Source organism: Pseudomonas sp. TH08 (genome assembly GCF_016651275.1).
Classification (GTDB): Bacteria; Pseudomonadota; Gammaproteobacteria; order Pseudomonadales; family Pseudomonadaceae; genus Aquipseudomonas.
This window is the reverse complement of record NZ_JAEKEE010000002.1, coordinates 286,026-310,593: the sequence shown is the minus strand read 5'-3', so window position 1 is coordinate 310,593 and position 24,568 is coordinate 286,026. Positions and strand designations below refer to the sequence as shown.

22 protein-coding genes, 6 tRNA genes and 1 pseudogene are annotated in these 24,568 nt (G+C 59.3%); 21 read left to right on the top strand and 8 right to left on the bottom strand.

Features of this window, described 5'->3' with window-relative positions:
- Nucleotides 1–70: 70 nt before the first annotated feature.
- On the bottom strand, nt 71–1,075 hold the full coding sequence (locus tag JFT91_RS11090; RefSeq protein WP_201232407.1) for an NADP-dependent oxidoreductase: 1,005 nt from the start codon (nt 1,073–1,075) through the stop codon (nt 71–73).
- 236 nt (nt 1,076–1,311) lie between these two features.
- Between JFT91_RS11090 and JFT91_RS11085 the strand changes: the two genes are divergently transcribed.
- The 4 genes and pseudogenes from JFT91_RS11085 (at nt 1,312) to JFT91_RS30135 (ending at nt 5,714) form a co-directional block, all read left to right on the top strand.
- Nucleotides 1,312–2,073, top strand: a complete 762-nt coding sequence (locus JFT91_RS11085; RefSeq protein WP_201232406.1) for an SDR family oxidoreductase — start codon at nt 1,312–1,314, stop codon at nt 2,071–2,073.
- A 188-nt stretch (nt 2,074–2,261) separates the two neighbouring features.
- Nucleotides 2,262–3,638: an aminotransferase-like domain-containing protein gene (locus JFT91_RS11080; protein WP_201232405.1), complete on the top strand. Its 1,377-nt coding sequence runs from the start codon at nt 2,262–2,264 to the stop codon at nt 3,636–3,638.
- Nucleotides 3,639–3,746: 108 nt separating this feature from the next.
- Nucleotides 3,747–4,853 (top strand): annotated as a pseudogene (locus JFT91_RS30140) (HAMP domain-containing protein); the annotation flags it as partial.
- Complete coding sequence (locus JFT91_RS30135) at nt 4,833–5,714, top strand: methyl-accepting chemotaxis protein (protein WP_518524867.1); 882 nt, start codon at nt 4,833–4,835, stop codon at nt 5,712–5,714. The pseudogene JFT91_RS30140 and the gene JFT91_RS30135, both read left to right, overlap by 21 nt.
- Nucleotides 5,715–6,279: 565 nt before the next feature.
- Here the strand turns inward: JFT91_RS30135 and JFT91_RS11070 are convergent.
- On the bottom strand, nt 6,280–7,038 hold the full coding sequence (locus JFT91_RS11070; RefSeq protein ID WP_201231044.1) for a hypothetical protein: 759 nt from the start codon (nt 7,036–7,038) through the stop codon (nt 6,280–6,282).
- A 382-nt stretch (nt 7,039–7,420) separates the two neighbouring features.
- Here JFT91_RS11070 and JFT91_RS11065 point away from each other — a divergent pair.
- The 8 genes from JFT91_RS11065 (at nt 7,421) to JFT91_RS11030 (ending at nt 9,609) form a co-directional block, all read left to right on the top strand.
- Nucleotides 7,421–7,496 (top strand) — tRNA-Glu (locus tag JFT91_RS11065).
- A gap of 2 nt (nt 7,497–7,498) precedes the next feature.
- Nucleotides 7,499–7,574 (top strand) — tRNA-Gly (locus JFT91_RS11060).
- A 104-nt stretch (nt 7,575–7,678) separates the two neighbouring features.
- Nucleotides 7,679–7,754, top strand: a tRNA-Glu gene (locus JFT91_RS11055).
- A 3-nt stretch (nt 7,755–7,757) separates the two neighbouring features.
- Nucleotides 7,758–7,833 (top strand) — tRNA-Gly (locus JFT91_RS11050).
- Between the two features lie 57 nt (nt 7,834–7,890).
- A tRNA-Glu gene (locus JFT91_RS11045) sits at nt 7,891–7,966 on the top strand.
- 2 nt (nt 7,967–7,968) lie between these two features.
- Nucleotides 7,969–8,044: transfer RNA gene (locus JFT91_RS11040), tRNA-Gly, on the top strand.
- Nucleotides 8,045–8,248: 204 nt separating this feature from the next.
- The gene (locus JFT91_RS11035) at nt 8,249–8,686 is read left to right on the top strand and encodes an MATE family efflux transporter (RefSeq protein WP_201232403.1); all 438 of its coding nucleotides are present in this window, start codon (nt 8,249–8,251) and stop codon (nt 8,684–8,686) included.
- Nucleotides 8,687–8,700: 14 nt separating this feature from the next.
- Nucleotides 8,701–9,609 carry an MATE family efflux transporter gene (locus JFT91_RS11030; RefSeq protein ID WP_242489257.1) on the top strand — a complete coding sequence of 303 codons (909 nt, stop codon included), beginning with the start codon at nt 8,701–8,703 and terminating at the stop codon, nt 9,607–9,609.
- A gap of 54 nt (nt 9,610–9,663) precedes the next feature.
- Here the strand turns inward: JFT91_RS11030 and JFT91_RS11025 are convergent, their stop codons facing one another.
- The 3 genes from JFT91_RS11025 to JFT91_RS11015 all read right to left on the bottom strand — a co-directional run bounded on the left by JFT91_RS11025 (nt 9,664) and on the right by JFT91_RS11015 (nt 11,790).
- Nucleotides 9,664–10,302, bottom strand: a complete 639-nt coding sequence (locus JFT91_RS11025; RefSeq protein ID WP_201232401.1) for a LysE family translocator — start codon at nt 10,300–10,302, stop codon at nt 9,664–9,666.
- Between the two features lies 1 nt (nt 10,303).
- Nucleotides 10,304–11,074 carry a 2OG-Fe(II) oxygenase gene (locus JFT91_RS11020; protein ID WP_201231041.1) on the bottom strand — a complete coding sequence of 257 codons (771 nt, stop codon included), beginning with the start codon at nt 11,072–11,074 and terminating at the stop codon, nt 10,304–10,306.
- A gap of 89 nt (nt 11,075–11,163) precedes the next feature.
- The gene (locus JFT91_RS11015) at nt 11,164–11,790 is read right to left on the bottom strand and encodes an alanyl-tRNA editing protein (RefSeq protein ID WP_201232400.1); all 627 of its coding nucleotides are present in this window, start codon (nt 11,788–11,790) and stop codon (nt 11,164–11,166) included.
- 90 nt (nt 11,791–11,880) lie between these two features.
- On the opposite strand from JFT91_RS11015, the gene JFT91_RS11010 reads away from it, so the two are divergent.
- The gene (locus JFT91_RS11010; protein WP_201232399.1) at nt 11,881–12,879 is read left to right on the top strand and encodes a LysR substrate-binding domain-containing protein; all 999 of its coding nucleotides are present in this window, start codon (nt 11,881–11,883) and stop codon (nt 12,877–12,879) included.
- A gap of 96 nt (nt 12,880–12,975) precedes the next feature.
- On the opposite strand, the gene JFT91_RS11005 is transcribed toward JFT91_RS11010, so the two are convergent.
- Nucleotides 12,976–13,383 (bottom strand): PA2817 family protein, encoded by a 408-nt coding sequence (locus tag JFT91_RS11005; protein ID WP_201231038.1) that lies wholly within the window; start codon nt 13,381–13,383, stop codon nt 12,976–12,978.
- 89 nt (nt 13,384–13,472) lie between these two features.
- Nucleotides 13,473–15,920, bottom strand: coding sequence for an acyl-CoA dehydrogenase (locus JFT91_RS11000; protein ID WP_201232398.1), 2,448 nt, complete (start codon nt 15,918–15,920; stop codon nt 13,473–13,475).
- A 248-nt stretch (nt 15,921–16,168) separates the two neighbouring features.
- Between JFT91_RS11000 and JFT91_RS10995 the strand changes: the two genes are divergently transcribed.
- The 4 genes from JFT91_RS10995 (at nt 16,169) to JFT91_RS10980 (ending at nt 19,349) form a co-directional block, all read left to right on the top strand.
- Entirely contained in the window at nt 16,169–16,840 is a 672-nt protein-coding gene (locus JFT91_RS10995) for a transglutaminase-like domain-containing protein (RefSeq protein WP_201232397.1), read from the top strand.
- A 43-nt stretch (nt 16,841–16,883) separates the two neighbouring features.
- Nucleotides 16,884–17,507 (top strand): glutathione S-transferase family protein, encoded by a 624-nt coding sequence (locus JFT91_RS10990; protein ID WP_201231035.1) that lies wholly within the window; start codon nt 16,884–16,886, stop codon nt 17,505–17,507.
- 133 nt (nt 17,508–17,640) lie between these two features.
- Complete coding sequence (locus tag JFT91_RS10985; RefSeq protein WP_201231034.1) at nt 17,641–18,573, top strand: ABC transporter ATP-binding protein; 933 nt, start codon at nt 17,641–17,643, stop codon at nt 18,571–18,573.
- Complete coding sequence (locus JFT91_RS10980) at nt 18,570–19,349, top strand: ABC transporter permease (protein WP_201231033.1); 780 nt, start codon at nt 18,570–18,572, stop codon at nt 19,347–19,349. Before JFT91_RS10985 ends, JFT91_RS10980 begins: the two co-directional genes overlap by 4 nt.
- A gap of 147 nt (nt 19,350–19,496) precedes the next feature.
- Here the strand turns inward: JFT91_RS10980 and JFT91_RS10975 are convergent, their stop codons facing one another.
- Entirely contained in the window at nt 19,497–20,015 is a 519-nt protein-coding gene (locus tag JFT91_RS10975; protein ID WP_201231032.1) for a DUF2062 domain-containing protein, read from the bottom strand.
- Nucleotides 20,016–20,150: 135 nt separating this feature from the next.
- Between JFT91_RS10975 and JFT91_RS10970 the strand changes: the two genes are divergently transcribed.
- The 4 genes from JFT91_RS10970 to lpxK all read left to right on the top strand — a co-directional run bounded on the left by JFT91_RS10970 (nt 20,151) and on the right by lpxK (nt 24,557).
- Entirely contained in the window at nt 20,151–22,385 is a 2,235-nt protein-coding gene (locus tag JFT91_RS10970; RefSeq protein WP_201232396.1) for a DNA internalization-related competence protein ComEC/Rec2, read from the top strand.
- A 101-nt stretch (nt 22,386–22,486) separates the two neighbouring features.
- A complete protein-coding gene (pocA, locus tag JFT91_RS10965; RefSeq protein WP_201231030.1) occupies nt 22,487–23,122 on the top strand; it encodes a flagellar polar localization protein PocA in 636 nt (211 codons plus the stop codon).
- Nucleotides 23,119–23,547, top strand: a complete 429-nt coding sequence (pocB, locus tag JFT91_RS10960) for a flagellar polar localization protein PocB (protein WP_127929345.1) — start codon at nt 23,119–23,121, stop codon at nt 23,545–23,547. The genes pocA and pocB overlap by 4 nt, the downstream gene beginning before the upstream one ends.
- A complete protein-coding gene (gene lpxK, locus JFT91_RS10955; RefSeq protein ID WP_201232395.1) occupies nt 23,547–24,557 on the top strand; it encodes a tetraacyldisaccharide 4'-kinase in 1,011 nt (336 codons plus the stop codon). The genes pocB and lpxK overlap by 1 nt, the downstream gene beginning before the upstream one ends.
- Nucleotides 24,558–24,568 lie beyond the last annotated feature (11 nt).

Genomic DNA, 24,568 nt, shown 5'->3' with positions numbered 1-24,568 from the left:
TCAACATTGATATCGACTGACACGCCCACTTCGCGAGCAGGCTCGCTCCCACATTTGTTTTGCAGTGCCTTCAGACTTTGAGCACCAACTTGCCGAAATTCCCGCCGTTGAACAATTTCATCAGTGTCTCCGGGAAGGTCTCCAGGCCTTCGACGATGTCTTCCTTGCTCTTGAGTTGCCCTTTGGCCATCCAGCCGGCCATTTCCTGCGCAGCGCTGGCGTACTGCGCCGCATAGTCCATCACCACAAAGCCTTCCATGCGCGCACGATTGACCAGCAGCGACAAGTAGTTGGCCGGGCCTTTGACCGCTTCCTTATTGTTGTACTGACTGATCGCGCCGCAAATCACTACCCGTGCCTTCATGTTCAGACGGCTGAGCACCGCGTCGAGGATGTCACCGCCGACGTTGTCGAAATACACGTCGACGCCTTTCGGGCATTCGCGCTTGAGTCCGGTGATCACGTCTTCGTGTTTGTAGTCGATGGCGCCGTCAAAACCCAATTCTTCAATGAGGAATTTGCACTTGTCGGCACCGCCGGCAATCCCGACCACGCGGCAGCCTTTGATTTTGGCAATCTGCCCGGCAATGCTGCCCACCGCGCCGGCCGCACCGGACAGCACCACGGTGTCGCCGGCCTTCGGTGCGCCGACATCAAGCAGGGCAAAGTAAGCGGTCATGCCGGTCATGCCCAGCGCGGACAAGTAGACCGGCAACGGCGCCAGTTTCGGATCGACTTTGTAGAAACCTCGTGGCTCGCCGAGGAAATAATCCTGCACGCCAATGGCGCCGTTGACGTAGTCCCCGACGGCAAAACCCGGATTGTTCGAGGCGATGACTTTGCCTACGCCGAGAGCTCGCATGACTTCGCCGATGCCGACCGGCGGGATGTAGGATTTGCCTTCGTTCATCCAGCCGCGCATGGCCGGGTCGAGCGAGAGGAATTCATTCTTCACCAGAATCTGTCCCGCCGCCGGTTCGCCGACCGGTACTTCCTGATAGGTAAAGGTCTCGCGGGTCGCGGCGCCCACCGGGCGTTTGGCGAGCAGGAATTGGCGATTGGTCTGGGAGGTCATGGCAGGCACTCGGGCTGATTGAAGCCTTGTTGATAGCCCCTCACTGGCAATGTCGCAAGGTTGGCTGATGCGGCGAATGCATGCCGATCCAGAACAGTGATAGTCACCCTGCAGGTTTTATCACTGCAACGCATGGTTGCCTAAACAGCCTTTTGATAGTGCTGACGCCCGGTAACGTGCTGTGGCTATGCTGCAACTCGAAGAATCCCCCTGCATTTTCGTTCGAGGACATAACCATGAGCATGACGTTTTCCGGCCAGGTTGCCGTAGTCACGGGAGCGGCCAACGGCATCGGCCGCGCAACCGCCCAGGCCTTCGCCGCCGAAGGTCTGAAGGTGGTGGTGGCTGATCTGGACACGGCTGGGGGCGAGGGGACGGTGGCGCTGATTCGTACAGGCGGCGGCGAAGCGACCTTCGTGCGTTGTAACGTTACCGTCGAAAGCGATGTGAAAGATCTGATGGACGAGGTCATCAATACTTACGGCCGTCTCGACTATGCCTTCAACAATGCCGGTATCGAAATCGAGAAGGGCAAACTGGCCGAGGGCTCGATGGAAGAGTTCGATGCGATCATGGGGGTCAACGTCAAAGGCGTCTGGCTGTGCATGAAGTATCAGTTGCCACTGTTACTGGCCCAGGGCGGCGGGGCGATCGTTAATACCGCGTCGGTGGCCGGGCTCGGTGCAGCACCGAAGATGAGCATTTATGCGGCGTCGAAACACGCGGTGATCGGTCTGACCAAATCGGCGGCCATCGAATACGCGAAGAAGAAAATTCGCGTCAATGCGGTGTGCCCGGCGGTGATCGATACCGACATGTTTCGTCGCGCCTATGAGGCCGATCCGAAGAAGGGCGAGTTCGCCAACGCCATGCACCCTGTCGGTCGTATCGGCAAGGTCGAGGAAATCGCCAGCGCCGTGCTGTATCTGTGCAGCGATGGCGCAGCCTTCACCACCGGTCATTCGTTGGCCGTGGACGGTGGTGTAACGGCGTTCTAAAGCCGCGCCACAGGAAAACAACCCGCCGTCGCGCGGGTTTTTTTTCGCCGGCGATCAGCGCTGTGTATCCGCTAAACAATGTGTATCAAGGCGTTAGAACGGTCGCTTTTGGCGGCGTTGTCGCACAGCCTGTCCGGCACGGCTGTGATTTACTGCCGCCAGCAAAACGGACAGGAGTTTGCGAGCTCATGGAATTGAGAATTGACCGACAGGCATTGGTGCCTGTTGTACAGCAGATTGTTGACGGACTCATCGACTGGATCATGCAAAGTGGCGCGCCACCTGCCACGCGATTGCCCTCGGTTCGACAAATTGCCCGGGGCAATCTGCTCAGTCAGTCCAGTGTGGCCGAGGCCTGCGAGCGGTTGGTCGCGCAGGGCGTTCTGGCCTCACGCCAAGGGGCTGGGTTCATGGTCGCGGCGTCACCCAAAACACTCAACAGATCGGCCGCTTGTAAGGCTGGCTGCGGTGTCTCGTGTGCGGCGGTCAGCGGATTGAAACTGGGCAGCGGTGGGTTGCCCGAGAGTTGGCGTGAGTCCGATGACCTGAGTTATGCGATTCGACAGGTTGCCCGGACAGACATGGCCAGTCTGTTTGGCTACAGCTCGGCATTGGGCCTCCCTGCGCTGCGCGAACAGATCGTCAAACGCCTGAAAATACTCAGCATCGAGGCCCACGAGAGCCAACTGGTGACCACGGCGGGGGCCAGCCACGCACTCGATCTGATCGTGCGAACCCTGTTGCGGGCCGGGGACTGCGTGGTGGTTGAAACCCCCGGTTATGCACCGCTGTTCAACCTGTTGCGCTTGCATGGCGTGCACATGATCGAGGTGCGTCGCACACCGATAGGGCCGGACATCGGTGCGCTCGAAACGCTGCTGCGCGAATTTCAGCCGAGCGCGATGTTTATCAACAGTCACCACCACAATCCGACCGGCACGAGCCTGACGCCGGCGGTGGCGCAGCAGCTCCTGCAACTGTGCAGGCTGCATCAGGTGCGCCTGATCGAAGACGATGTCTACGCCGATCTGCACAGTGGCAATGGCACGCGACTGGCTGCGCTCGATGAACAGGTAATTTATGTGGGCAGTTTTTCGAAAACCCTGAGCAGTTCGCTGCGGGTCGGCTTCATCCTGGCTGACACTGAGCTGATTGCACGGCTGGCGCAGGTCAAGATGATCAGTTGCCTGGGCGCTTCGGGTTTCAATGAGGCGGTACTGGCGAGTCTGATCGCCAGTGGCGCTTATCGCAAACTCGTGCAGCGCCAGTGTCAACGGTTGAATACCGATCGCACGGCCGCGTTGCAGGCGCTGGAAGATGCTGACTGGGAAGTTTTTGGCAAGCCGACTGGCGGCTTGTTCATCTGGGCGCGTTCATCGATGACCGATCATGCGCGTTTGCGCAGGTACGCTCAGCACAGCGATGTGTTGTTGTCATCGCCAGGTGCCTTCAGTCCCAGCGGTGAAACCAGCGAATGGCATCGGATCAACGTGGCCTATGCCTGCGACCCGCGAGCTCGACAGTTTTTTCGCAGTACTTGTGCGGATCGACCTCGAGTGTTCTGAAAACGACGCAGGCGTAGCTTTTTGCCATTATTTGAAGTCCAGAGACTTGTGCTGGTTGGTGGCCGTTGCGAATCTGCGTGCACAGACTATGGCACAGGACTACGCGCAATGATTTCGGCCGTGCAAGGACGTTTTGCCAACCTCGGTATGGCGAAAAAACTGGGCGTCGGGTTTGTCCTGGTTTTGCTGTTGACCGCATTGGTCGCGGCCATTGGTGTCTGGTCGCTGCAGACCATCAGTCAGCGCTTTGACGGGCTCAAGCAGATGTCTGCGCTCCACAGTGGCTTGCTCGACGTACGCCTGCTCGAGCAGGAGTACGCCTTGCGCGGTAATCCGAAAACCGCCGATGCCTTGCGCGAAGGCGTCGATCGGCTGGTTGCCCAAGCCAACGAACTCAAGGCGCAATCGCCGGCCAACATACCGGTGATGAGTGATGTAGAGCAGTCGCTGGGCGCCTATCGCAAGGCGTTCGATGAGTTTGTGTCGCTGACACAAGCCAAGGAGCTGGCGCTGGAAATGGCCAGTTGGTCAGTCTCCAGCGTGGCCAATAATCTCGATGTGTTGCAGGCCGGGTTGGCCGATGATGGCGCGTATACGTTGAAAGACACCGAGGGCAAGGACGGTGCGCAGTTTATCGAGCAGGCCAGCCAGGTCAGTCAGGTTTCCCGGTTGATGCTGCAAGCGATGAACGAAGCACGGATTCGTCTGGATCAAAGCCGCAAGGGCGATGCCGACAGCGCTGGCAAGGGCAATATCGAACAGGCCGCACAGGCTCAGGCGCAAGCCGAGGCGTTGAAATCCACGGTCAAGGACGAAGGCTATCTGACAGTTCTTAATGAGGTGTCCGGGCACATCGCCGGTTTCAACGACAAACTGGCCGAATACACCGGTTTGCTGGCGCAGGAAAAAACCGTCTACGAGCAATTGCACCAGCGTGCGGCACAAGTGGTCGAGCGGGTGAACCAGGCTTATGTTGCCGAAGACGGCGCAATGCAGGTGGAACTGAAGAAAAACTCGCTGTTGATTCTTGGCTCTTCAGCCTTGGCGCTGTTGGTCGGGTTGATCGCAGCGTGGGTCATCACGCGTTTGATCGTGGCGCCGCTGCGAAGTGTGATTGTGGTTGCGCAGCAGATTGCTGCCGGCGATCTGAGTGCGACGGTGCAAGTGAATCGCCGCGACGAGATTGGCCAGTTGATGCTGGCGATGCAGCAGATGGGCGCTGGGCTGAGCACTATTGTCAGCGGATTGCAGGCGGGTATCGAGCAACTGGCCAGCTCGGCGCAGTCATTGTCGACGGTGACGGAGCAGACCAACCTTGAGGTCAGCAGTCAAAAAGAGGAAACCGAGCAGGTCGCCACGGCCATGAATCAGATGACTGCGACCGTGCACGATGTGGCACGCAATGCCGAAGAGGCGGCGTTGGCCGCGCAGACCGCGGATGGCAAGGTCGAGAATGGCCAGCAGGTGGTGCGCCAGAGCATGGCGCGGATCGAGCAGTTGGCGGAATCGGCGACGTCGGCGAGTTCCAGCATCGAAAGCCTGAGTGCAGAAATTCAGAACATCGGCACGGTGCTTGAGGTGATCAAAAGCGTGGCGGAACAGACCAATCTGTTGGCACTTAACGCGGCAATCGAGGCAGCGCGGGCCGGGGAGCAGGGCAGGGGCTTTGCGGTGGTTGCCGATGAGGTTCGCGCATTGGCTCGGCGTACGCAGCAATCGACCGAGGAGATCGAGCGGCTGGTCAGTGCGTTGCGTGCGGCAGCGCATTCGTCGGTGCAGCAGATTCAGAGCAGTGGTGAGTTGGTGAAGCTTGCGGTCAGTGATGCGTTGCAGACCGAGAGTGCGTTGGGGAGTATCGCGGCGGCGGTATCGTTGATTCAGCAGATGAATCAGCAGATTGCGGCGGCGGCCGAGGAGCAGAGTTCGGTGGCTGAGGAGATTAATCGCAGCGTCACCAGTATCCGCGCCAGTGCGGATCAGTCGTCGCTGGCGATGCGCGGGAATGCGGCCTCCAGTATTGAGCTGGCGCAGTTGGGCAGTGAGTTGCGCGGGATGGTGGGGCATTTTCGGCTTTGACGCTTTTGACTTGGCGGCCTTTGGGCCGACCATGTTCTTGGGGGTTGGGGTGTATATCCGTTTTTGGGTGATGGCGGCTTAGGGTTCCGCCCTTACGGCGGGTCACTTTTGGCAGACGCCCCAAAAGTAACCAAAAGGGCTTTACCCTGACGTACGGCCCTCGCTTAGGCTCGGGTTCCTTCGTTCCGGGATTGATCCGGGCGCATCGCCTACGGTTTGCTTCGCTGCACCTCCTCTCGATGCATTTGGCTGCGCCAAACGGTCGCTGCGCTCCCACCCCCGGATCAATCCCTTCACTCAGCCTGCCGACGGGCCTTTTAGATCAAAAGCGGTACTCGAGCTAACGCTCATTGTGTTGAGTGGGGCGGCATGCGCCGCGTTTGGGGGGGCTTTTTTTGTGGGAGCTGGTTTGCCAGCGATGGCAGCCTGACAGCTGACCAGTCTTTGGCGGATGTACCCATCCCAAGCAGGAGCTGCCGAAGGCTGCGATCTTTTGACTTTTGATTGGCAAGACGCGGCATACAAAAAAGCCACCTCTCGGTGGCTTCTCTCTTAGCATCTGCGATCAGTCGTAGATGACTTTCTTTTTCCAGTCTGCATCGGTCTCTGCATCTTTGAGGCCGGCGGTCAGTTGGTTTTCTTCGCCTTCAACCGGGGCGATTTTGTCCATGACCTGGGCGTTGGCGCGGGCCAGGAGTTTCTCCAGGTATTGCAGTTGTTCGGCGTAGATCTGCGGATCCTGCTGTTTACGCAGGTATTGCACGCCGCGTTCGAAGGCGAGGCGGGCCTGGCCGGGCTGGTTTTGTTGCAGGGACTGTTGACCGAGGTTGTTGAAGAATTCGATGTGCAGCAGGACCAGAATGTGGCGGACTTCGCGGATCCACTGTTTGGCTTCGTTCGGCGGCAGGAAGCCGTCGTGGGCGGCGCGGGTGATCTGGCCGTGCAGGGCTTCGAGGAGGAAGCGCACGTCTTTGGCTTTGGCTTCGGTCAGGATCGGCGCCGGCGGATTGTTGACCGGGATCGATTCGCCCTGGGCGACCAATGCGCTCAGTTCGCTGATGCGTGCTTTGGTGGTCGCGCTGGTTTTTTCCAGGTTCAGCAGGCGCTGGCAGACGTTCAGTTCCAGGCGGGTCAGCAACAATTTCAGGCCCGGTGTCATGAACTGGCCGGGGAAGGTTTCGGTCAATTCGCCGCAGCGGCGCAGGCGGTCGTTGAGTTCGACCTTGGTACGGATCTTCTCTACCTTGTTGTTTTCCACCACATGGTTCATGTAGCCAATGGCGATCAGAATTGCGATCCCGGCTATGACTAGCAGGGTGATCATGAGTGGTGTCACCGGTAAGACCTCTTTATAGGGTTCGCATGCGAGTGTAGTGGCTGGGCATTTGTGCGCCTAGCGCCGCTCGACGAGTTGGATCGGCTGGTTCAATCTGTATCGGCCACGCGCTGCTTATATGAATGCTGGCGCTTGATGTGCAGAATGCCATCACTGCGCGCGACTATAACGCCTTGGCGACTGCCGGAATATAGGCGTCAATCGTCGGGCGACGGAAAAGCCTGCCTGGCCACGTAAAGCAGGTCGAAGTCATTGATTTAAATATATTTATATCTGGGGGTTGACGACCTATCAATCCATCCATAGAATGCGCGCCACTTGCAGCGTAAAGCACACAGCGAAGCGCGGCAGGGAGTGAATGTTGTAGCGTGTCCCCTTCGTCTAGTGGCCTAGGACACCGCCCTTTCACGGCGGTAACAGGGGTTCGAGTCCCCTAGGGGACGCCATTGCGGGAATAGCTCAGTTGGTAGAGCACGACCTTGCCAAGGTCGGGGTCGCGAGTTCGAGTCTCGTTTCCCGCTCCAATTTTAAACAGCAGCGCTTTCGGGCGGTGCTGAGTGAAACCAGAACCAAGTCTTCGGATGAGGATCTGGACACCGAAACACACACCATGTGTTCCGGGTAGCGTGTCCCCTTCGTCTAGTGGCCTAGGACACCGCCCTTTCACGGCGGTAACAGGGGTTCGAGTCCCCTAGGGGACGCCATTTGCGGGAATAGCTCAGTTGGTAGAGCACGACCTTGCCAAGGTCGGGGTCGCGAGTTCGAGTCTCGTTTCCCGCTCCAAATTCTAAAAGCGCCGCTCAGTGAGCGGCGTTTTTATTAGTGAAAGTTGTAGCCTGTGTCCCCTTCGTCTAGTGGCCTAGGACACCGCCCTTTCACGGCGGTAACAGGGGTTCGAGTCCCCTAGGGGACGCCATTGCGGGAATAGCTCAGTTGGTAGAGCACGACCTTGCCAAGGTCGGGGTCGCGAGTTCGAGTCTCGTTTCCCGCTCCATTTTCACAAAAACGCCGATCAGTGATGATCGGCGTTTTTGTTTGTGCGTTTTTTGTGTTTCTGCCCGCTGTTACAAATCTCCTACAGCGAAACCGAAAAATCCGGAAACGTCCGACAGCCAGCGCAAGGTTGATTCTGGGATAACGATCCCGTCGTCGGCTCCCTTGGTCGACCCTGTCTATCGCCTTTCAGGATCTCCTCTTAATGTCATTGATATCTACATCTCGTGGTGCGCTGCCCGAGGTTCGTGCAACGGCGCTTCTGGCGCTGCCGTTGGTCGTGGGGCACGTATGTGCCGGATTGATTGCCTTCGTCGACAATCTCATCGCCGGCAATCACGGCACAGACACTTTGGCCGCGGTGACGCTGGGCACAGCGCTGTTGTGGCTGCCGATGCTGGTGCCGATCGGTACGTTGATCGCCCTGACTGCATCGGTGGCGCGCTTGTCTGGCGCTGATCGTCTGTCCGAGGTTGGACCGATTTTTCGCCAGGCTTTGTGGCTGGCGTTGTTGATGGGCCTGCTGATGTTTGTCTTCTTGAGTATCGCACCCGTGCTGCTGGCGCCCGCCGGGATCGCCGAGGAGATGATTCCCGGGGCGCAGGCCTTTTGCACGCGGTGCGTTGGGGGAGTCCGGCGCTGACGTTGTTTTTCTGCATGCGCTATTTATGCGAAGGGATGCACTGGATGCGCCCGACGATGATTTTCAGCTTCGGCGGGCTGTTGATTCTGGCGCCTCTGGGGTATGTGCTGACCAACGGCAAGCTGGGGTTTCCCGAGTTGGGCGCGCAAGGCTTGGGCATCGCATCAGCGGTGATGATGTGGCTTCAGGCACTGCTGTTTGCCGGGTATCTCTGGTACGGCAAGCGTCTCGCGCATTTGCAGCTGTTTGCCCGCTTCGATCCGCCATGTCGTGCGGCAATCGCTGATTTGTTGAGGACTGGCATGCCGATTGGCATTGCCATTCTGATGCAGGGCAGTCTGTTTATTGTTACTTCGTTGTTGATTGGGCGGCTGGGATCGACTTTTCTTGCGGCACATCAGATTGCGGTGAACCTGGCTCAGTTGTGTTTCATGATCCCGGTGGCCGTGGCGGAGGCGACGACCGTACGCGTCGGACATGCGCTGGGGCGCGGCGATTTCAAGGGTGTCCGGCAGGCCGCATGGGCGGGGTGTGTCATCGTCCTCGCGGCCCAAAGTGCATCGGTGCTGATTCTGTTGTTGGGCAATGAAGCGATCGCCGGTTTGTACAGTTCGGACCTTGCCGTGACCGCATTGGCCTCGACGCTGTTGTTGTATGCCGCAGCGTTGCAGTTTCCCGATGGCTTGCAGATGTTGTCCGCCGGCGCGTTGCGCGGTTTGCAGGACACTCGCATCCCCATGTGGATCGCGGTCTTTTGCTATTGGGGAGTGGGCGTACCCCTGGGTGTCGGATTGGCGTTTGGCCTGGAATGGGGGCCGCAAGGCATCTGGTCGGGTCTGATCACTGCGCTGACGCTGGCAACCGTATTGATGGGCGCGCGGTTTATCCATAGCAGTCGAGTCAGGCTGGCGACCGGCAGTTGAAACGAAAAAGGCCCGCCGATGAAAGTCGGCGGGCCTTTTGCGTTGCGGCTCAAATTACCAGGACAGCATCAGGCGCCCGGCGAAGAGAATCAGGATTACCCCCATGCAGCGCTCGAACCAGTGGCCCATGCGCATGAACAGCAGGCGTACTTTGTTGCTGGAGAAGAACAACGCAACGATCACGAACCACAATGCATTTACAAAGCACATCCACAAGCCATAGAACGCCTGGATTTGCAGCGGCGTGCTGGCGCTGATGATCGTGGTGAAGATCGCCAGGAAAAACAGCGTCGCCTTGGGGTTGGTGGCATTGGTCAGAAAGCCGGTGCTGAAGGCCTTGAACAACGATTGCTCAACCAGCGGCTCCTCCGCAGCTTTTTCGCCTTCAAGGGTGGTTTTCGGTTTACTGCGGATCAGGCTGACACCCAGGTACAGAATGTAAGCACCGCCCACCACTTTGGCCACGGTCAGCAGCCACGGCGTGGTGTGCATCAGCGCGCCGACACCGAGCAACGTGTACAAAACGTGCACGGAAATCCCCGCGCCGATCCCCAGCGCCGTGCAGATTCCCACCAGTCGGCCGAAGCGCACGCTTTGGCGGATGGTCACGGCGAAGTCCGGGCCGGGTGCGACCACGGCGAGAAAGTGAATAGTTGCCAGTGCCAGAAACTCGCCCAGGTAATTCGAATACATCTCAGCTCCAGAAGGTCAGGGGTGAAGCATTGCCGCGATAGCCGACAAAGAAGGAAAGGCTCAAGCGCGGATCAGCCACGCCCGGGGTCACCGAGTGCATGCAGCGCGAATTGAACATGATGAAGTCTCCCGGTTCCGGCCTCACCTCGAGGGCTGGCGGGCCGAGCAATGCCGGTTCGATGCCGTAACTGTCGCCACGCATTTCGTCGAACTGATCAGGAGTAATGTCGTCATCCCACATCTGCAACGCGCCACCCTCGGTCGGCATGTTCAGATAGACGTTGCAGGCAAACTGCGCTTCGAGGCTGCGGGCCTGGAAACTGTCCGGCGCGTCCTTGGCGAAAATGTCGTGATGGGCGAGGAAGCACACACCGGGTTTGACCACCCGTGACAGGCCGACATACATCTTGCGGCCGTAAAGGTTTTCCAGGTGTGCGCCGGCCGGCCAGGATTCGTCGAGCATGCAGCGCAGGGTGTCGATCGGGGAGGAGTAGGGCGCGCAGCGATTGCGCAGTTCGGCGATGTTGCTGGTGGCGCGTTCGAAGTAATCCTCGATCAGCAGGGGCTGGTTTTCTGCCTCGTAAAACGCCATGCCGATCCGGCCGATGCTGGGTGCGTTGATGTAGCCCTCAAAGCCTGGAGCGAGAATCTTGTCGCCAATTTCGATCGCCAGCGGCACCGGCAAAAAGCCTCTGACGCGGATGGCGAGGACTTCTTCGTTGGCCAGTTTTTTTATGCACGTCTCATCGAGACGCTCGACGTCTAGCATCATTTTTTTAGGTCCATCTATCGATAGTCAACGGAACCTGCGAATGCGGTTCCCCGGCGTCGGACGCTGCGCAAGGGCAGCGTCCGAAATGCTCAATCCACGCTGTAGTGGACGGACAGCGTGCCTTTCTTCTGCGAAAGGGACGCGATCGTGACTGTGCCCAGATCCTTCAGGCTGCGTACGTGGGTGCCGCCGCAGCCATAGGCCGGCAGTTCTCCAAAACCGATTTCCCGCGCGCCTTCACGCAACGAGGTCAAACGCGGCAAATCGTCTTCGATCCACTGGCCGATAGCCTGTTGAACGGTTTGCGCGTCGACTTCCTGAGCGACGTCGCCCGGTTTGAATTGCACCCGGCCTTCGTCGGGCCAGTGGTGCGCCTTGATCGGCGTCCAACCCATGGCCTGCACGCAATGACCGATCAGATGCCCGGCCGAATGCATGCGCGTGTTGAAGCAGCGGCGCTCCGGGTCGATTCGAATGCAGGTCATGCCCAGAGGCACGGCGCGGTCAACGAAGTGGATGATCCGCTCCGGCTCCTGGACTACGCGCAACACCTGAGCGTCGCCAATCCAGCCGGTATCACAAGGCTGACCGCCACCTTGCGGATGAAACAGTGTGGCGCGCAGCACCACGGCGAATTCGTTCTCGTGGGGCGTGCAGTCGAGGACTTCCACATTGGCCTTGAGGTCATCACTATGGAAAAAGAGGCGAAGCGTCATATTCCATGCCCTTATTAAAGTTTCTGTTTTTATTATATGAATCGTGTAATAACGTGATAATCCGTTCAAACATCAAAGGACTTGTGCGCTGTGAGCATAAATCTCCCGCTGCCACTTCTCGGTGAAATGGCGATTTTTGTCAAAGTCGTGGAGACCGGAAGCTTTTCCGAAGCGGCCCGTCAACTGGGCTCGTCACCGTCTGCGGTCAGTCGCAGCATTTCCCGTCTGGAAAAGGCGCTGGCCACACGCCTGTTGCAACGCACCACACGCAAGCTGCGCTTGAGCGACGGAGGAGAAGAGGTGTTCAAGCGCTGTCAGGAAATGGTCAGCGCTGCCAAGTCGGTGATGGAGATCAGCGGTCAGTTCACCCACGAAGCCGAGGGCCTGGTGCGGGTCAGCGTGCCGAAAGCGGTTGGGCGCTTTGTCATACATCCGCACATGCCGGAGTTTTTGCGGCGTTATCCCAAGGTCGACATCGAGTTGCTACTGGAAGACCGCCAGGTGGATCTGATTGACGATCATGTTGATCTGGCGATTCGTATCACCGATCGGCCCCCGGCCGGGTTGGTCGGGCGGCAATTGCTGACCATCGATCATTTGCTTTGCGCCACCCCGCAATACCTCGCCGAACACGGCACCCCCACGCACCCGCATGACTTGCTCAATCACAGCTGTATTTACCTGGGTGAAACCCCGAGTGATGCGCGCTGGAAATTCAAAAAAGGCAGTAAGTCAGTCACCGTCGGCGTGCGCGGTCGCTATGCCGCCAACCACACCGGCGTCAGGCTGGGCGCGGTGTTGCAGCACATCGGTATTGGCAGTTTGCCGTACTTCACGGCGCGCTACGCCCTGGAGCAGAAGTTGATTGTGCAGGTGCTGCCGGACTGGACGTTCCTGGCTTCCTACCATGGCGGGCTGTGGTTGCTGCATTCGCCGACGCGGTATTTGCCGCCGAAATTGCGGGTGTTTATCGATTTTCTGGTGGAGTGTCTGGAGAGAGAGCCGACCTTGAGCAAGCCGGGAAGGTCGGGCAGCGCGAGTAACGCCGCGCTGGCGTATGAGTTGCCTGAAAGTGAGGGACTTCTTTAAAGCAAAAGATCGCAGCCTTCGGCAGCGCCTACAGGGAATACAAAACCTGTGGGAACTGCCGAAGGCTGCGATCTTTTGATCTTCAAACCTGAAAAATCAGTGCTTGCTGTCCTGTGCGGACATCGCCAGCAACTGCTTTTCCTGGTTCCAGTCGAACGGTTCGTCGTTCTGTTCTGCTTCGAAGCGACGTTCTTCCAGCGCCTGATACAGGTCGATTTCTTCATCGGACAGGTAATGCAGGCAGTCGCCAGCGAAGAACCACAGCAGATCCCGCGGGATCAGGTGGGCAATTTGCGGATAACGACTGATCACTTGCGTCAGGATGTCCTGGCCCAGGTATTGGCTTTCGATCGGATCGATGGGCAGCGATGCCAGCAGTTCGTCGAAGCGCTCCAGGAACAGGGCATGGCTTTCTTCGGGAACCTGTTCGGCCTCACCTACGGCGACCAGGATACTGCGCAGGTGGTCGAGCAAAACAAGATGATCGGCAACGACGTTGGACACGAGATAAGTCCTCAACAGCAAAACGGGCGCGGGAGTATAAAGCTCCCGCGCCCGTTTTTCATAAATAAACAGCTATACGGCAGAAAGGATCAGCGGACTTTGCCCTCGGCCAACGTCAGTTGCTCTTTGTCGAAGTCATCGACATCGATCACCTTGCGTCGCGCCGCTTCGGCATCACGCAAGCTCTGCGCTTCCACCGCTTGCAGCACGCCTGCCTCCAGCGCGGCATCGATGGCGTGTTCGCCCGCGACGGGTTTGACCTGACCGCTTTTCAATGCTGCATGCAGCTTTTTGTGCAGTGGCTGCGCGGCATTCAGCAGATCGCTGGCATGTTGCAGTGCACCGACCGCATCGTCCGTCGATTGTGGGCGATAGCAACCGGCAAGCAGTTCTTCCAGCGCCGGATCGCCCTTGGCCCGGCCAATCACACCGGCGACTTCGGCGCCGAGTTTGTCCGACGGGCCTTTGTGGCGACGACCGAACGGGAACACGATGACTCGCAGCAGGCAGCCGAACACTCTGTTCGGGAAGTTGCGCAGCAACTCATCCAGCGCGCGTTCCGATTGCCCAAGGCTTTCTTCCATCGCCCAGCGGAACAATGGCTCCATGTACGCTGGCGAATCCAGATCGTGATAACGCTTGAGCGCGGCGGAGGCCAGATACAGGTTGCTCAACACATCGCCCAGTCGCGCCGACAGACGCTCGCGACGTTTCAGTTCGCCACCCAGCAACATCATGCTGAAGTCGGCGAGCATTGCGAAGGCCGCTGCCTGACGGTTAAGGGCGCGGAAGTAGCCTTGGCTGATCTTGTCGCCCGGGGCGTGCTCGAAGTGACCGAAACCAAGGTTCAGCACCAGGGTGCTGGCAGCGTTGCTCACGGCGAAGCCAATGTGTTTGAGCAGCAGGCCGTCGAACTCTTTCAGCGCCTGATCCTTGTCCTCGCGACCGGCCAGGGCCATTTCCTTGAGTACGAATGGATGGCAACGAATCGCACCCTGGCCGAAGATCATCAGGTTGCGCGAGAGAATGTTCGCGCCTTCCACGGTGATGAAGATCGGCGCACCGTTCCAGCTGCGGCCCAGATAGTTGTTCGGGCCCATGATGATTGCCTTGCCGCCATGCACGTCCATGGCGTGGCTGATGCATTCGCGGCCACGTTCGGTGAGGTGGTATTTGAGGATCGCCGACAGCACAGACGGTTTCTCGCCCAGATCCACCGCGTTGGCGGTGAGCATCCGCGCCGCGTCCATCATCCACGCGTTGCCGCCGATGCGTGCCATGGCTTCCTGAATGCCTTCGAAGGCCGACAGCGGCACATTGAACTGCTCACGAATCTGCGCGTATTGGCCGGTCACCAGGCTGGTGAACTTGGCCGCGCCGGTACCGACGGCAGGCAGCGAGATCGAACGGCCGACCGACAGGCAGTTCATCAGCATCATCCAGCCTTTGCCGAGCATCTCCTGACCGCCAATGAGGAAGTCCAGCGGGATGAACACGTCTTTGCCCGAGTTGGGACCGTTCATGAACGCCGCGCCCAGCGGCAGGTGGCGACGACCGATTTCCACGCCGTCGGTATCGGTCGGGATCAGCGCCAGGCTGATGCCGAGGTCTTCCTTGTCGCCGAGCAGATGCTCGGGGTCATAGGCCTTGAAGGCGAGGCCGAGCAGGGTGGCGACCGGGCCGAGGGTGATGTAACGCTTCTCCCAGTTCAGGCGCAGGCCGATGACTTCTTCGCCTTCCCACTGACCTTTGCAGATGATCCCGGTGTCGGGCATCGCGCCTGCATCGGAACCGGCGAGTGGGCCGGTGAGAGCGAAGCAGGGAATGTCATCGCCACGGGCCAGTCGCGGCAGATAGTGATTGCGTTGTTCGTCGGTGCCGTAGTGCAGCAGCAGTTCGGCCGGGCCGAGGGAGTTGGGCACCATCACGGTTGAAGCGAGGTCGCCGCTGCGGGTGGCGAGTTTCATTGCCACTTGGGAGTGGGCATAAGCCGAAAAGCCTTTACCGCCAAACTCTTTCGGAATGATCAGGGCAAAAAAGCCGTGTTCCTTGATGTGTGCCCACGCTTCCGGCGGCAGGTCCATCGACTGGCCGATCTGCCAGTCAGTGACCATCGCGCAGAGTTCTTCAGTCGGACCATCAATGAACGCTTGTTCCTCTTCGCTCAATTGAGCCTTCGGGTAGGACAGCAATTTGTCCCAGTCCGGGCGGCCGCTGAACAGCTCGCCGTCCCACCAGACCGTGCCGGCGTCAATGGCGTCGCGTTCGGTCTGCGACATCGGTGGCAGGGTTTTCTGGAACCAGTTGAACAGCGGCGCAGTGAAATGCTTGCGACGCAGGTCAGGCAGCAGCAATGGCGCGGCCACCGCAGCCAGTACGACCCAGAACACCAGCAACAGCCACCCGGATGCGTGACTGAAAATCCCCATCGCCAGCAAGTAGACGGCAACGATGCCCAACGCAGGCAGCGGGGCGATACGTCGGTGGGCGAGATAGGCCACGCCGACAATCAAAACCAGTATCCACAACAACAGCATATTCAGTCCTCCGTGAACCAAGGCAAATCGACCCTCCAGAGCTTAGACGGCATCTGCAAAACCGGGCGGTCAGACCAAGGTGATTGAAATCGTGGGAAACCCCGGATGGTTTTCGTAGGTTCGGTGGGCAACACGTGTGGGAAATCGTTCGGTCACCCCGCAGCTTTGCGTCCAAGTTTGGCCGAAACGTCGTTATCTCTGTGCTTGAGCTGTCGCTAGACTCCAGACTCATCCAGGAGATTGTCGTCATGCACGAGTATCTGAGTCCCGGCCGCTTCATCGATAGTGACCACCCGGCGGTGGTGGAGTTCGCCGAACAACATCGAGGTGCCAGCCGCGATCCGCTCGAGCAGGCGATCAATCTTTATTACGCCGTGCGCGAAACGGTGCGCTACAACCCCTACACCTTCAGTCGTGATCCGCAGACCTTGCGCGGCAGCTATGCATTGGCAACCGGGGAGAGTTATTGCGTGCCCAAAGCCACGCTGCTCGCCGGATGCGCGCGGCATTGCGCGATCCCGGCGCGCATTGGTCTGGCGGATGTGCGCAATCACCTGTCGACCCCGCGCTTGCTTGAATTGTTGAAAAGCGACGTGTTCGCCATGCACGGTTACACGGAGCTGTTTCTCAATGGCCGTTGGGTCAAAGCGACGCCGGCGTTCAACCAGAAACTCTGCGAAGTATTCAACGTCGCACCGTTGGAGTTCGACGGCATCAATGACAGTGTTTTCCACCCGTTCAACCGCGACGGCGCGAAGCTGATGGAGTATGTGGTCGATCACGGCCAGTTCACCGATGTGCCGGAAATATTCTTTTTCGAGCACCTGGAGAAATGCTACCCGCACCTGTTCGGCGATCAGCTGCCGTTGTTGCTGGGGGATATGCAGAGCGACCTGTCGCGTGATGTCAGCCGCGCCTGATCCGGCGTATGCTGCCTGTCCATGCATTGGAAAAGAGGCGGTCATGCTGAAGATCTGGGGACGGAAAAACTCATCGAATGTCAGGAAGCCATTGTGGGCCGCCGAAGAGCTCGGCCTGGCCTACGAAGCGATTGATGCCGGTGGCGCGTTCGGTGTGGTCGACACGCCGGAGTACCGGGCGATGAACCCGAACGGTCGGGTGCCGGTGATCGAAGACGACGGTTTCGTGCTCTGGGAATCCAACGCCATCGTGCGCTATCTGCTGGCCAGACATGCGCCCGACAGCGCTTGGTATTCGGCAGACCCGCAAGCACGGGCCGTCGCCGACAAGTGGATGGACTGGACCACCTCGAGTTTTGCCGGGCCCTTCCGCACCGTGTTCTGGGGCGTTTTGCGCACGCCGGCCGACAAGCAGGACTGGTCGGCGATCAACGCAGCGATCAAGGAATGCAATGAGCTGCTGAGCATGGCCGATCATGCGTTGGCCAGCCAGCCGTACCTCTCCGGAAGCGACATCGGCATGGGCGATATTCCCCTCGGCAGCTTTATTTACGCCTGGTTTGAAATGCCCATCGAGCGCGCGCCGCACGTGCATCTGCAAGCCTGGTATGAGCGCCTGAAACAACGCCCGGCCTACCAGAAAGCGGTCATGACCGCGTTGACTTGATAATAACTATCGACACACTTGACTGTACTTGTGCGGCGGCGGCAAGCACCATTGCGCTCATGCGCCGCGGTTGTATCCCTCGCCGCCCGCCCTTGTTTATTCCTTTCTTCCCTTCTTGGTGCGTAAATCCGATATGAGTTCCGCTCTGTCCATCCGGCAGCTAACCAAAACCTACGGCAACGGGTTCCAGGCCTTGAGTGGTATCGATCTGGACGTCGCCGAAGGTGACTTTTTCGCCTTGCTCGGCCCTAACGGCGCCGGCAAATCCACGACCATTGGCATTCTTTCGACCCTGGTGAACAAGACCAGCGGCACGGTGAACATCTTTGGCAATGACCTGGACAAGAACCCCGCGGCGCTGAAGCGTTCGATCGGCGTGGTGCCCCAGGAATTCAACTTCAACCAGTTCGAGAAGACTTTCGACATCGTCGTGACCCAGGCCGGTTATTACGGCATTCCGGCGAAGATCGCCAAGGAACGCGCCGAACAGTACCTGACCCAGCTTGGCCTGTGGGACAAGCGCGATGTGCCATCGCGTTCGCTGTCCGGCGGCATGAAGCGGCGTCTGATGATCGCCCGTGCGTTGGTGCACGAACCACGCCTGTTGATCCTCGACGAACCGACCGCCGGGGTCGACATCGAACTGCGTCGCTCGATGTGGACGTTCCTTACCGAGCTGAACCAGAAAGGCATCACGATCATCCTCACGACGCACTATCTGGAAGAGGCTGAGCAGCTGTGCCGCAATATCGGCATCATCGACCATGGCACCATCGTCGAGAACACCAGCATGAAACAATTGCTGGGCCAGTTGCATGTGGAAACCTTCCTCCTGGACCTGAAAAACGACTTGAACGCCGCACCGCAATTGCTTGGCTACCCGGCCCGGTTGATCGATAGCCATACCCTGGAGGTCCAGGTCGACAAATCCATGGGCATCACGGCGTTGTTCACCCAGTTGGCGCAGCAGAACATTGAAGTGTTGAGCCTGCGCAACAAAACCAATCGCCTTGAGGAGCTGTTCGTGTCCCTGGTGGAGAAAAATCTGTCGAAGGTGGCGGTATGAGTTCCGAGTTCGGTCCCAACCTCGTCGCGCTCCAAACCATCGTTTATCGCGAGGTCAAACGCTTCACGCGGATCTGGCCGCAGACGCTGCTGCCACCAGCGATCACCATGGTCCTGTACTTCGTGATCTTCGGTAACCTGATCGGCCGGCAAATCGGCGACATGGGTGGCTTCACCTACATGGAGTACATCGTGCCGGGGTTGATCATGATGTCGGTGATCACCAACTCTTACGGCAACGTGGTCTCGAGTTTCTTCGGCAGTAAATTCCAGCGTTCCATTGAAGAGCTGATGGTCTCGCCGGTGTCGCCACACACGATCCTGATCGGCTACACCTGCGGTGGTGTGCTGCGCGGCCTGATGGTTGGTGTCATCGTGACCATCCTGTCGATGTTCTTCACCCATTTGCAGGTGCATCACCTGGGGGTGACGATTCTGGTGGTGGTCCTGACGGCGACGATCTTCTCGCTGCTGGGTTTCATCAACGCCGTGTTTGCGCGCAACTTTGATGACATTTCCATCATCCCGACGTTCGTGCTGACGCCGCTGACCTACCTGGGTGGCGTGTTCTATTCGATCACCTTGCTGCCGCCGTTCTGGCAAACCGTTTCGCTGGCCAACCCGGTGCTGCACATGGTCAACGCCTTCCGTTACGGCATTTTGGGTGTGTCGGATATCAAGATCGGCATCGCGATCACCTTTATGCTCGTTGCCACCGTGGTGCTGTATTTCGGTTGTGCGCGGTTGCTGGTGAGTGGCCGCGGGATGCGGACCTGATCCGAGACCGCGTCGACTCGTTCGCGAGCAGGCTCGCTCCCACAGGGGATCTTCGGCACACCATAGATCCAATGTGGGAGCGAGCCTGCTCGCGAATGCAGACACCACACAATAAAACGGCCTCCCATTGCGGAGGCCGTTTTGCATTCAAGGCATTCGTTTCTTCTTGCGCCGCGCCCATTGCCGCGCGACCCACCAGCGCCAGTACATCATCACCACGAAGTAGGCGAGGGCGCCGAGCACCAGCCCGCATACCACCGAACCCAGCAAAAACGGTTGCCACAACGTCGACAGTTCGCCGCTGATCCATTCCCACGTCAGTTCATCCGGCAGATGCCGCGCAGGCACATCCATCAACCATGCGCCGGCCTGATAGGTGCAGAAAAAAACCGCCGGCATGGTGATCGGGTTGGTCAGCCAGACCAGGCTCACGGCGATCGGCATGTTGCCGCGCACGGTGATGGCCAACGCTGCAGCCACCAGCATTTGCGCCGGAATGGGCAGGAAAGCGGCAAACAGGCCAACCGCCATTGCCCGCGCGACCGAGTGACGATTGAGGTGCCAGAGGTTCGGGTCATGCAGCAACTTGCCGAGAAAGCGTAAGGATTTGTGTTCCCTGATGCTCGTCGGGTCGGGCATGTAGCGTTTGAATAAGCGCCGGGGCATAAGGCTTCTCGGTCGGTTAAGGCGGCAAGTATGTCTGGATTCTACGAGTCGCCCATTCAGACTTTGTGACAATTGTTGACGACAGTCGTGCCTGAGACCCGCTATGCCTAGGGGGGAACTCTCAAGGACGGGCGTATGCGCACAGGGATGATGGCGCTGGCGGTCGGTCTGCTGGCCCCGGTTGTTTTGCCGGTTTTACCACCGGTCGGGTTGATGGTGCTGCTGCCGGTAGTCGCTTTGATGCTGCTGCCGTTTCGCACTTATCCATTGGCAATGTTGCTGTTTGGTTTCACTTGGGCCTGTATCAGTGCGCAATGGGCGTTGAACGATCGACTTTCAAATCATCTGGACGGCGAAACCCGTTGGCTTGAAGGGCGGGTCGTCGGCTTGCCGCAAAACAGTGACGGTGTGGTGCGTTTCGAGTTGGCTGATGCGCGCTCGCGGCACGAGCAACTGCCGCCACTGATGCGTCTGGCGTGGTACGCCGGGCCAGCGGTCAGCAGCGGCGAGCGCTGGCGCCTGGCGGTGAAATTGAAACGCCCCGCCGGTTTGCTCAATCCCGACGCCTTCGACTACGAAGCGTGGCTGCTGGCGCAGCGTATCGGCGCAACCGGCACGATCAAGGACGGTCAACGTCTCGGTGAAGCGCAGCGGGCGTGGCGCGACAGCATTCGTCAGCGTTTGCTGGCTGTTGACGCGCAAGGTCGCGAAGGCGCACTGGCGGCGCTGGTGCTGGGTGATGGTTCGGGACTCAGTCGTGAAGACTGGCAGGTTCTGCAAGACACCGGCACCGTGCATCTGCTGGTGATTTCCGGTCAGCACATCGGGTTGCTGGCGGCGGTGATGTACCTGTTGGTCGCCGGACTCGCCCGGTTTGGCGTTTGGCCGCTACGCTGGCCGTGGCTACCTTGGGCCTGTGGTCTGGCCTTCGCGGCAGCCCTCGGTTATGGGTTGCTCGCCGGTTTTGATGTGCCGGTGCAGCGCGCCTGTGTGATGGTTGGCCTGGTGCTGTTGTGGCGTCTGCGTTTTCGCCATCTCGGTGCATGGTGGCCGTTGTTGCTGGCGTTCAATGGTGTGCTGTTGTTCGACCCTCTGGCCAGTTTGCGCCCCGGATTCTGGTTGTCGTTCGCGGCAGTGGCGGTATTGATTTTCACCTTTGGCGGTCGCCTCGGCGCCTGGCGTTGGTGGCAGGCCTGGACTCGGGCGCAGTGGCTGATCGCAATCGGTCTGTGTCCGGTGCTGCTGGCGTTGAACCTGCCGATCAGTCTGAGCGGACCCTTGGCAAATCTGCTGGCGGTGCCATGGGTCAGCCTCGTGGTGCTGCCGCCGGCATTGCTCGGCACCCTGCTGTTGCCGGTGCCGTACGTCGGTGAAGCGCTGTTGTGGCTGGCGGGTGGTTTGATCGATGGGCTGTTTCGCGCTCTGGCAGTGATTGCGCGGCAATGGCCGGCATGGATTGCGCCATCAATTGCTGGATGGGTCTGGTGGCTCGGCAGTCTCGGTGTGCTGTTGTTACTGTTGCCGCGCGGCGTACCCATGCGTGCGCTGGGTTGGCCGTTGTTGCTGATACTGTTCCTGCCGCCCCGGGAGCGAGTGGCCGACGGGCTGGCGGACATCTGGCAAGTGGATGTCGGCCAGGGGCTGGCGATCCTCATCCGCACCCGCCATCACACGGTGCTGTACGACGCCGGACCGCGTTTCGGCGATTTCGATCTGGGTGAGCGCGTGGTGCTGCCGGCCTTGCGCAAACTGAATGTGGAAAAACTGGATTTGCTGCTGCTCAGCCATGCGGACGCCGATCACGCGGGTGGCGCACTGGCGGTGACGCGCGGTTTGCCCGTCGTTCAAGTCATCAGCGGCGACCCATTGGGCCTGGCGGACGAGTTGAACGCCGAACCCTGCGCAAGCGGTCGGCAATGGCAGTGGGACGGTGTCAATTTCACACTGTGGCAATGGTCGGATGCCCAAGACAGCAATCAACGCTCCTGCGTATTGCAGATCGAGGCCAACGGCGAGCGCCTGTTGCTGACCGGCGATATCGATACGTCGGCCGAGCGCGCTCTGCTCGACAGTCCTTTGGCGGTGCCAACGCAATGGTTGCAATCACCGCATCATGGCAGTCGCAGTTCATCTTCCACGGCGTTGCTCAAAGCATTGCAACCCGAGTCCGTACTGATTTCCCGTGGCCGCGGCAATTCCTTCGGTCATCCGCACCCGACGGTGCTCGCCCGCTATCGCAAACAAGGCCTGCGCATTTACGACAGCGCCGAACAGGGCGCCATTCGTCTGCAATTGGGCGCCTTCAAGGCGCCGCAGACGATGCGTCAACAACGGCGTTTCTGGCGTGAGCCGCCGGCTGTGGGCCGCTGATCGGGGCAAGGGCGAATGCGCCTTCACGGTCGTCGGGGCAGCGGGTCCTGATCGCGGATCGGTATGGTAAAGTGGCGCACTTTTTCGAGGGGACTGTCACTGTGTGGGAATTGGTCAAATCCGGCGGCTGGATGATGTTGCCGATCATTCTGAGTTCCATCGCGGCCATGGCGATTGTCGCCGAGCGCCTGTGGACCCTGCGCGCCAGTCGCGTCACCCCCGAGCATCTGCTGGGCCAGGTCTGGGTCTGGATCAAAGACAAACAGCTCAATAAAGAAAAGCTCAAGGAATTGCGCGCCAATTCGCCGCTGGGGGAAATCCTCGCTGCCGGTCTGGCCAACTCCAAGCATGGTCGCGAGATCATGAAAGAGTGCATCGAAGAGGCCGCTGCCCGGGTCATTCATGAGCTCGAACGCTACGTCAATGCGCTGGGCACCATCGCCGCCATGTCGCCGTTGCTTGGTCTGTTGGGCACCGTGCTGGGCATGATCGATATTTTCAGTGCGTTCACGGGTTCCGGCATGACGACTAATGCTTCGGTGCTCGCCGGTGGTATTTCCAAAGCGCTGATTACCACTGCTGCGGGCCTGATGGTCGGTATTCCGTCGGTATTCTTCCACCGTTTCCTGCAACGTCGTATCGATGAGCTGGTGGTCGGGATGGAGCAGGAAGCGATCAAACTGGTTGAAGTGGTGCAGGGCGACCGTGACGTCGATCTGGCCGAGGGCCGCGCGTGAAATTCCGTCGCAAGCCTCGGGAAACCATCGATATCAACCTCGCGTCGCTGATCGACGTGGTGTTCATCCTGTTGCTGTTTTTCGTCGTGACCACCACGTTTACCCGCGAAACCCAGTTGCGCGTTGATTTACCGGAAGCCGTCAGCGGTTCACCGGCCGAAGATCAGCAACTCAAGCAGATCGACGTGGCCATCAGCGCTGAAGGCGTGTTTTCGGTGAACAACAGGATTTTGCCGAAGAACGATCTGGCGACCCTGATGGAAGCCATGCAGAAAGAGTCCAACGGCGACACGAACATGCCGTTGTCGATCAGCGCGGACGGCAAGACGCAGCACCAATCCGTGATCACCGCCATGGATGCGGCCGGCAAGCTCGGTTTCAGTCATTTGCGCATGACCACGGTCGAGGCGGCGCCCAAGTCCTGATGAGCCTGTCCGATCGTTTGCTCGCCGCGTGGTATCAGGGGCATCCGGCCCTGGCGCTGCTGCGGCCGCTGGAAAGTGTGTACCGCCGCGTGGTGGTGAAAAAACGTCAGCGTTTTCTCGACGGTGAGGGCGAGATCTATCAGCCGCCCGTGCCATTGATCGTGGTGGGTAACATCACCGTTGGCGGCACCGGCAAGACCCCGATGATTCTCTGGCTGATCGAGCACTGCCGACGCAGCGGTTTGCGCGTCGGCGTGGTGAGCCGTGGTTACGGCGCCAAGCCGCCGCAACTGCCCTGGCGTGTTGAAGCCGAGCAAAGCGCAGAGATTGCCGGCGACGAACCGCTGCTGATTGTGCAGCGTACGGGTGTGCCGCTGATGATCGACCCTGATCGCAGCGCTGCGGTCAAAGCCTTGATTGCCAGCGAACCGCTGGATCTGATCCTTTCCGATGATGGTATGCAGCACTACCGTCTGGCCCGTGACCTGGAGCTGGTACTGATCGATGCTGCGCGTGGTCTGGGCAATAAACGTTGCCTGCCGGCAGGGCCGTTGCGCGAGCCGATCGAGCGTCTGCAAAGCGTCGACGGTGTGCTGTTCAATGGCGCCACCGAAGATCGCGAGGACGGATTTGCGTTTCGCCTGCAACCCACCGCGCTGGTCAATCTGCGCAGTGGCGAGCGCATGCCGCTCGATCATTTTCCGGCCGGTCAGAGCGTGCACGCGGTTGCCGGGATCGGCAATCCGCAGCGTTTCTTCAACACCCTTGAAGCGCTAGACTGGCAGCCCGTCCCGCATGCGTTTGCCGACCACGCCGAGTACAGCGTGCAGGCCTTGAATTTCACACCGTCATTGCCGCTGGTGATGACCGAAAAGGACGCGGTGAAGTGCCGTGCCTTCGCTGCTGCCGACTGGTGGTATCTGGCGGTCGATGCTGTGCCGTCGCCGGCCTTCGTGGCGTGGTTTGACACACAACTGATGCGCCTGTTGCCAGATCGCCTTTTGCCTTAACTCTTTATCCA

What these genes read in the sequence shown, in the direction of transcription:
- JFT91_RS11090 (WP_201232407.1), bottom strand. Translation starts at nt 1,075, where the DNA reads ATGACCTCCCAGACCAATCGCCAATTCCTGCTCGCCAAACGCCCGGTG.
- JFT91_RS11085 (WP_201232406.1), top strand. Translation starts at nt 1,312, where the DNA reads ATGAGCATGACGTTTTCCGGCCAGGTTGCCGTAGTCACGGGAGCGGCC.
- JFT91_RS11080 (WP_201232405.1), top strand. Translation starts at nt 2,262, where the DNA reads ATGGAATTGAGAATTGACCGACAGGCATTGGTGCCTGTTGTACAGCAG.
- JFT91_RS30135 (WP_518524867.1), top strand. Translation starts at nt 4,833, where the DNA reads ATGCTGGCGATGCAGCAGATGGGCGCTGGGCTGAGCACTATTGTCAGC.
- JFT91_RS11070 (WP_201231044.1), bottom strand. Translation starts at nt 7,038, where the DNA reads ATGATCACCCTGCTAGTCATAGCCGGGATCGCAATTCTGATCGCCATT.
- JFT91_RS11035 (WP_201232403.1), top strand. Translation starts at nt 8,249, where the DNA reads ATGTCATTGATATCTACATCTCGTGGTGCGCTGCCCGAGGTTCGTGCA.
- JFT91_RS11030 (WP_242489257.1), top strand. Translation starts at nt 8,701, where the DNA reads ATGCGCTATTTATGCGAAGGGATGCACTGGATGCGCCCGACGATGATT.
- JFT91_RS11025 (WP_201232401.1), bottom strand. Translation starts at nt 10,302, where the DNA reads ATGTATTCGAATTACCTGGGCGAGTTTCTGGCACTGGCAACTATTCAC.
- JFT91_RS11020 (WP_201231041.1), bottom strand. Translation starts at nt 11,074, where the DNA reads ATGATGCTAGACGTCGAGCGTCTCGATGAGACGTGCATAAAAAAACTG.
- JFT91_RS11015 (WP_201232400.1), bottom strand. Translation starts at nt 11,790, where the DNA reads ATGACGCTTCGCCTCTTTTTCCATAGTGATGACCTCAAGGCCAATGTG.
- JFT91_RS11000 (WP_201232398.1), bottom strand. Translation starts at nt 15,920, where the DNA reads ATGCTGTTGTTGTGGATACTGGTTTTGATTGTCGGCGTGGCCTATCTC.
- JFT91_RS10995 (WP_201232397.1), top strand. Translation starts at nt 16,169, where the DNA reads ATGCACGAGTATCTGAGTCCCGGCCGCTTCATCGATAGTGACCACCCG.
- JFT91_RS10990 (WP_201231035.1), top strand. Translation starts at nt 16,884, where the DNA reads ATGCTGAAGATCTGGGGACGGAAAAACTCATCGAATGTCAGGAAGCCA.
- JFT91_RS10985 (WP_201231034.1), top strand. Translation starts at nt 17,641, where the DNA reads ATGAGTTCCGCTCTGTCCATCCGGCAGCTAACCAAAACCTACGGCAAC.
- JFT91_RS10980 (WP_201231033.1), top strand. Translation starts at nt 18,570, where the DNA reads ATGAGTTCCGAGTTCGGTCCCAACCTCGTCGCGCTCCAAACCATCGTT.
- JFT91_RS10975 (WP_201231032.1), bottom strand. Translation starts at nt 20,015, where the DNA reads ATGCCCCGGCGCTTATTCAAACGCTACATGCCCGACCCGACGAGCATC.
- JFT91_RS10970 (WP_201232396.1), top strand. Translation starts at nt 20,151, where the DNA reads ATGCGCACAGGGATGATGGCGCTGGCGGTCGGTCTGCTGGCCCCGGTT.
- lpxK (WP_201232395.1), top strand. Translation starts at nt 23,547, where the DNA reads ATGAGCCTGTCCGATCGTTTGCTCGCCGCGTGGTATCAGGGGCATCCG.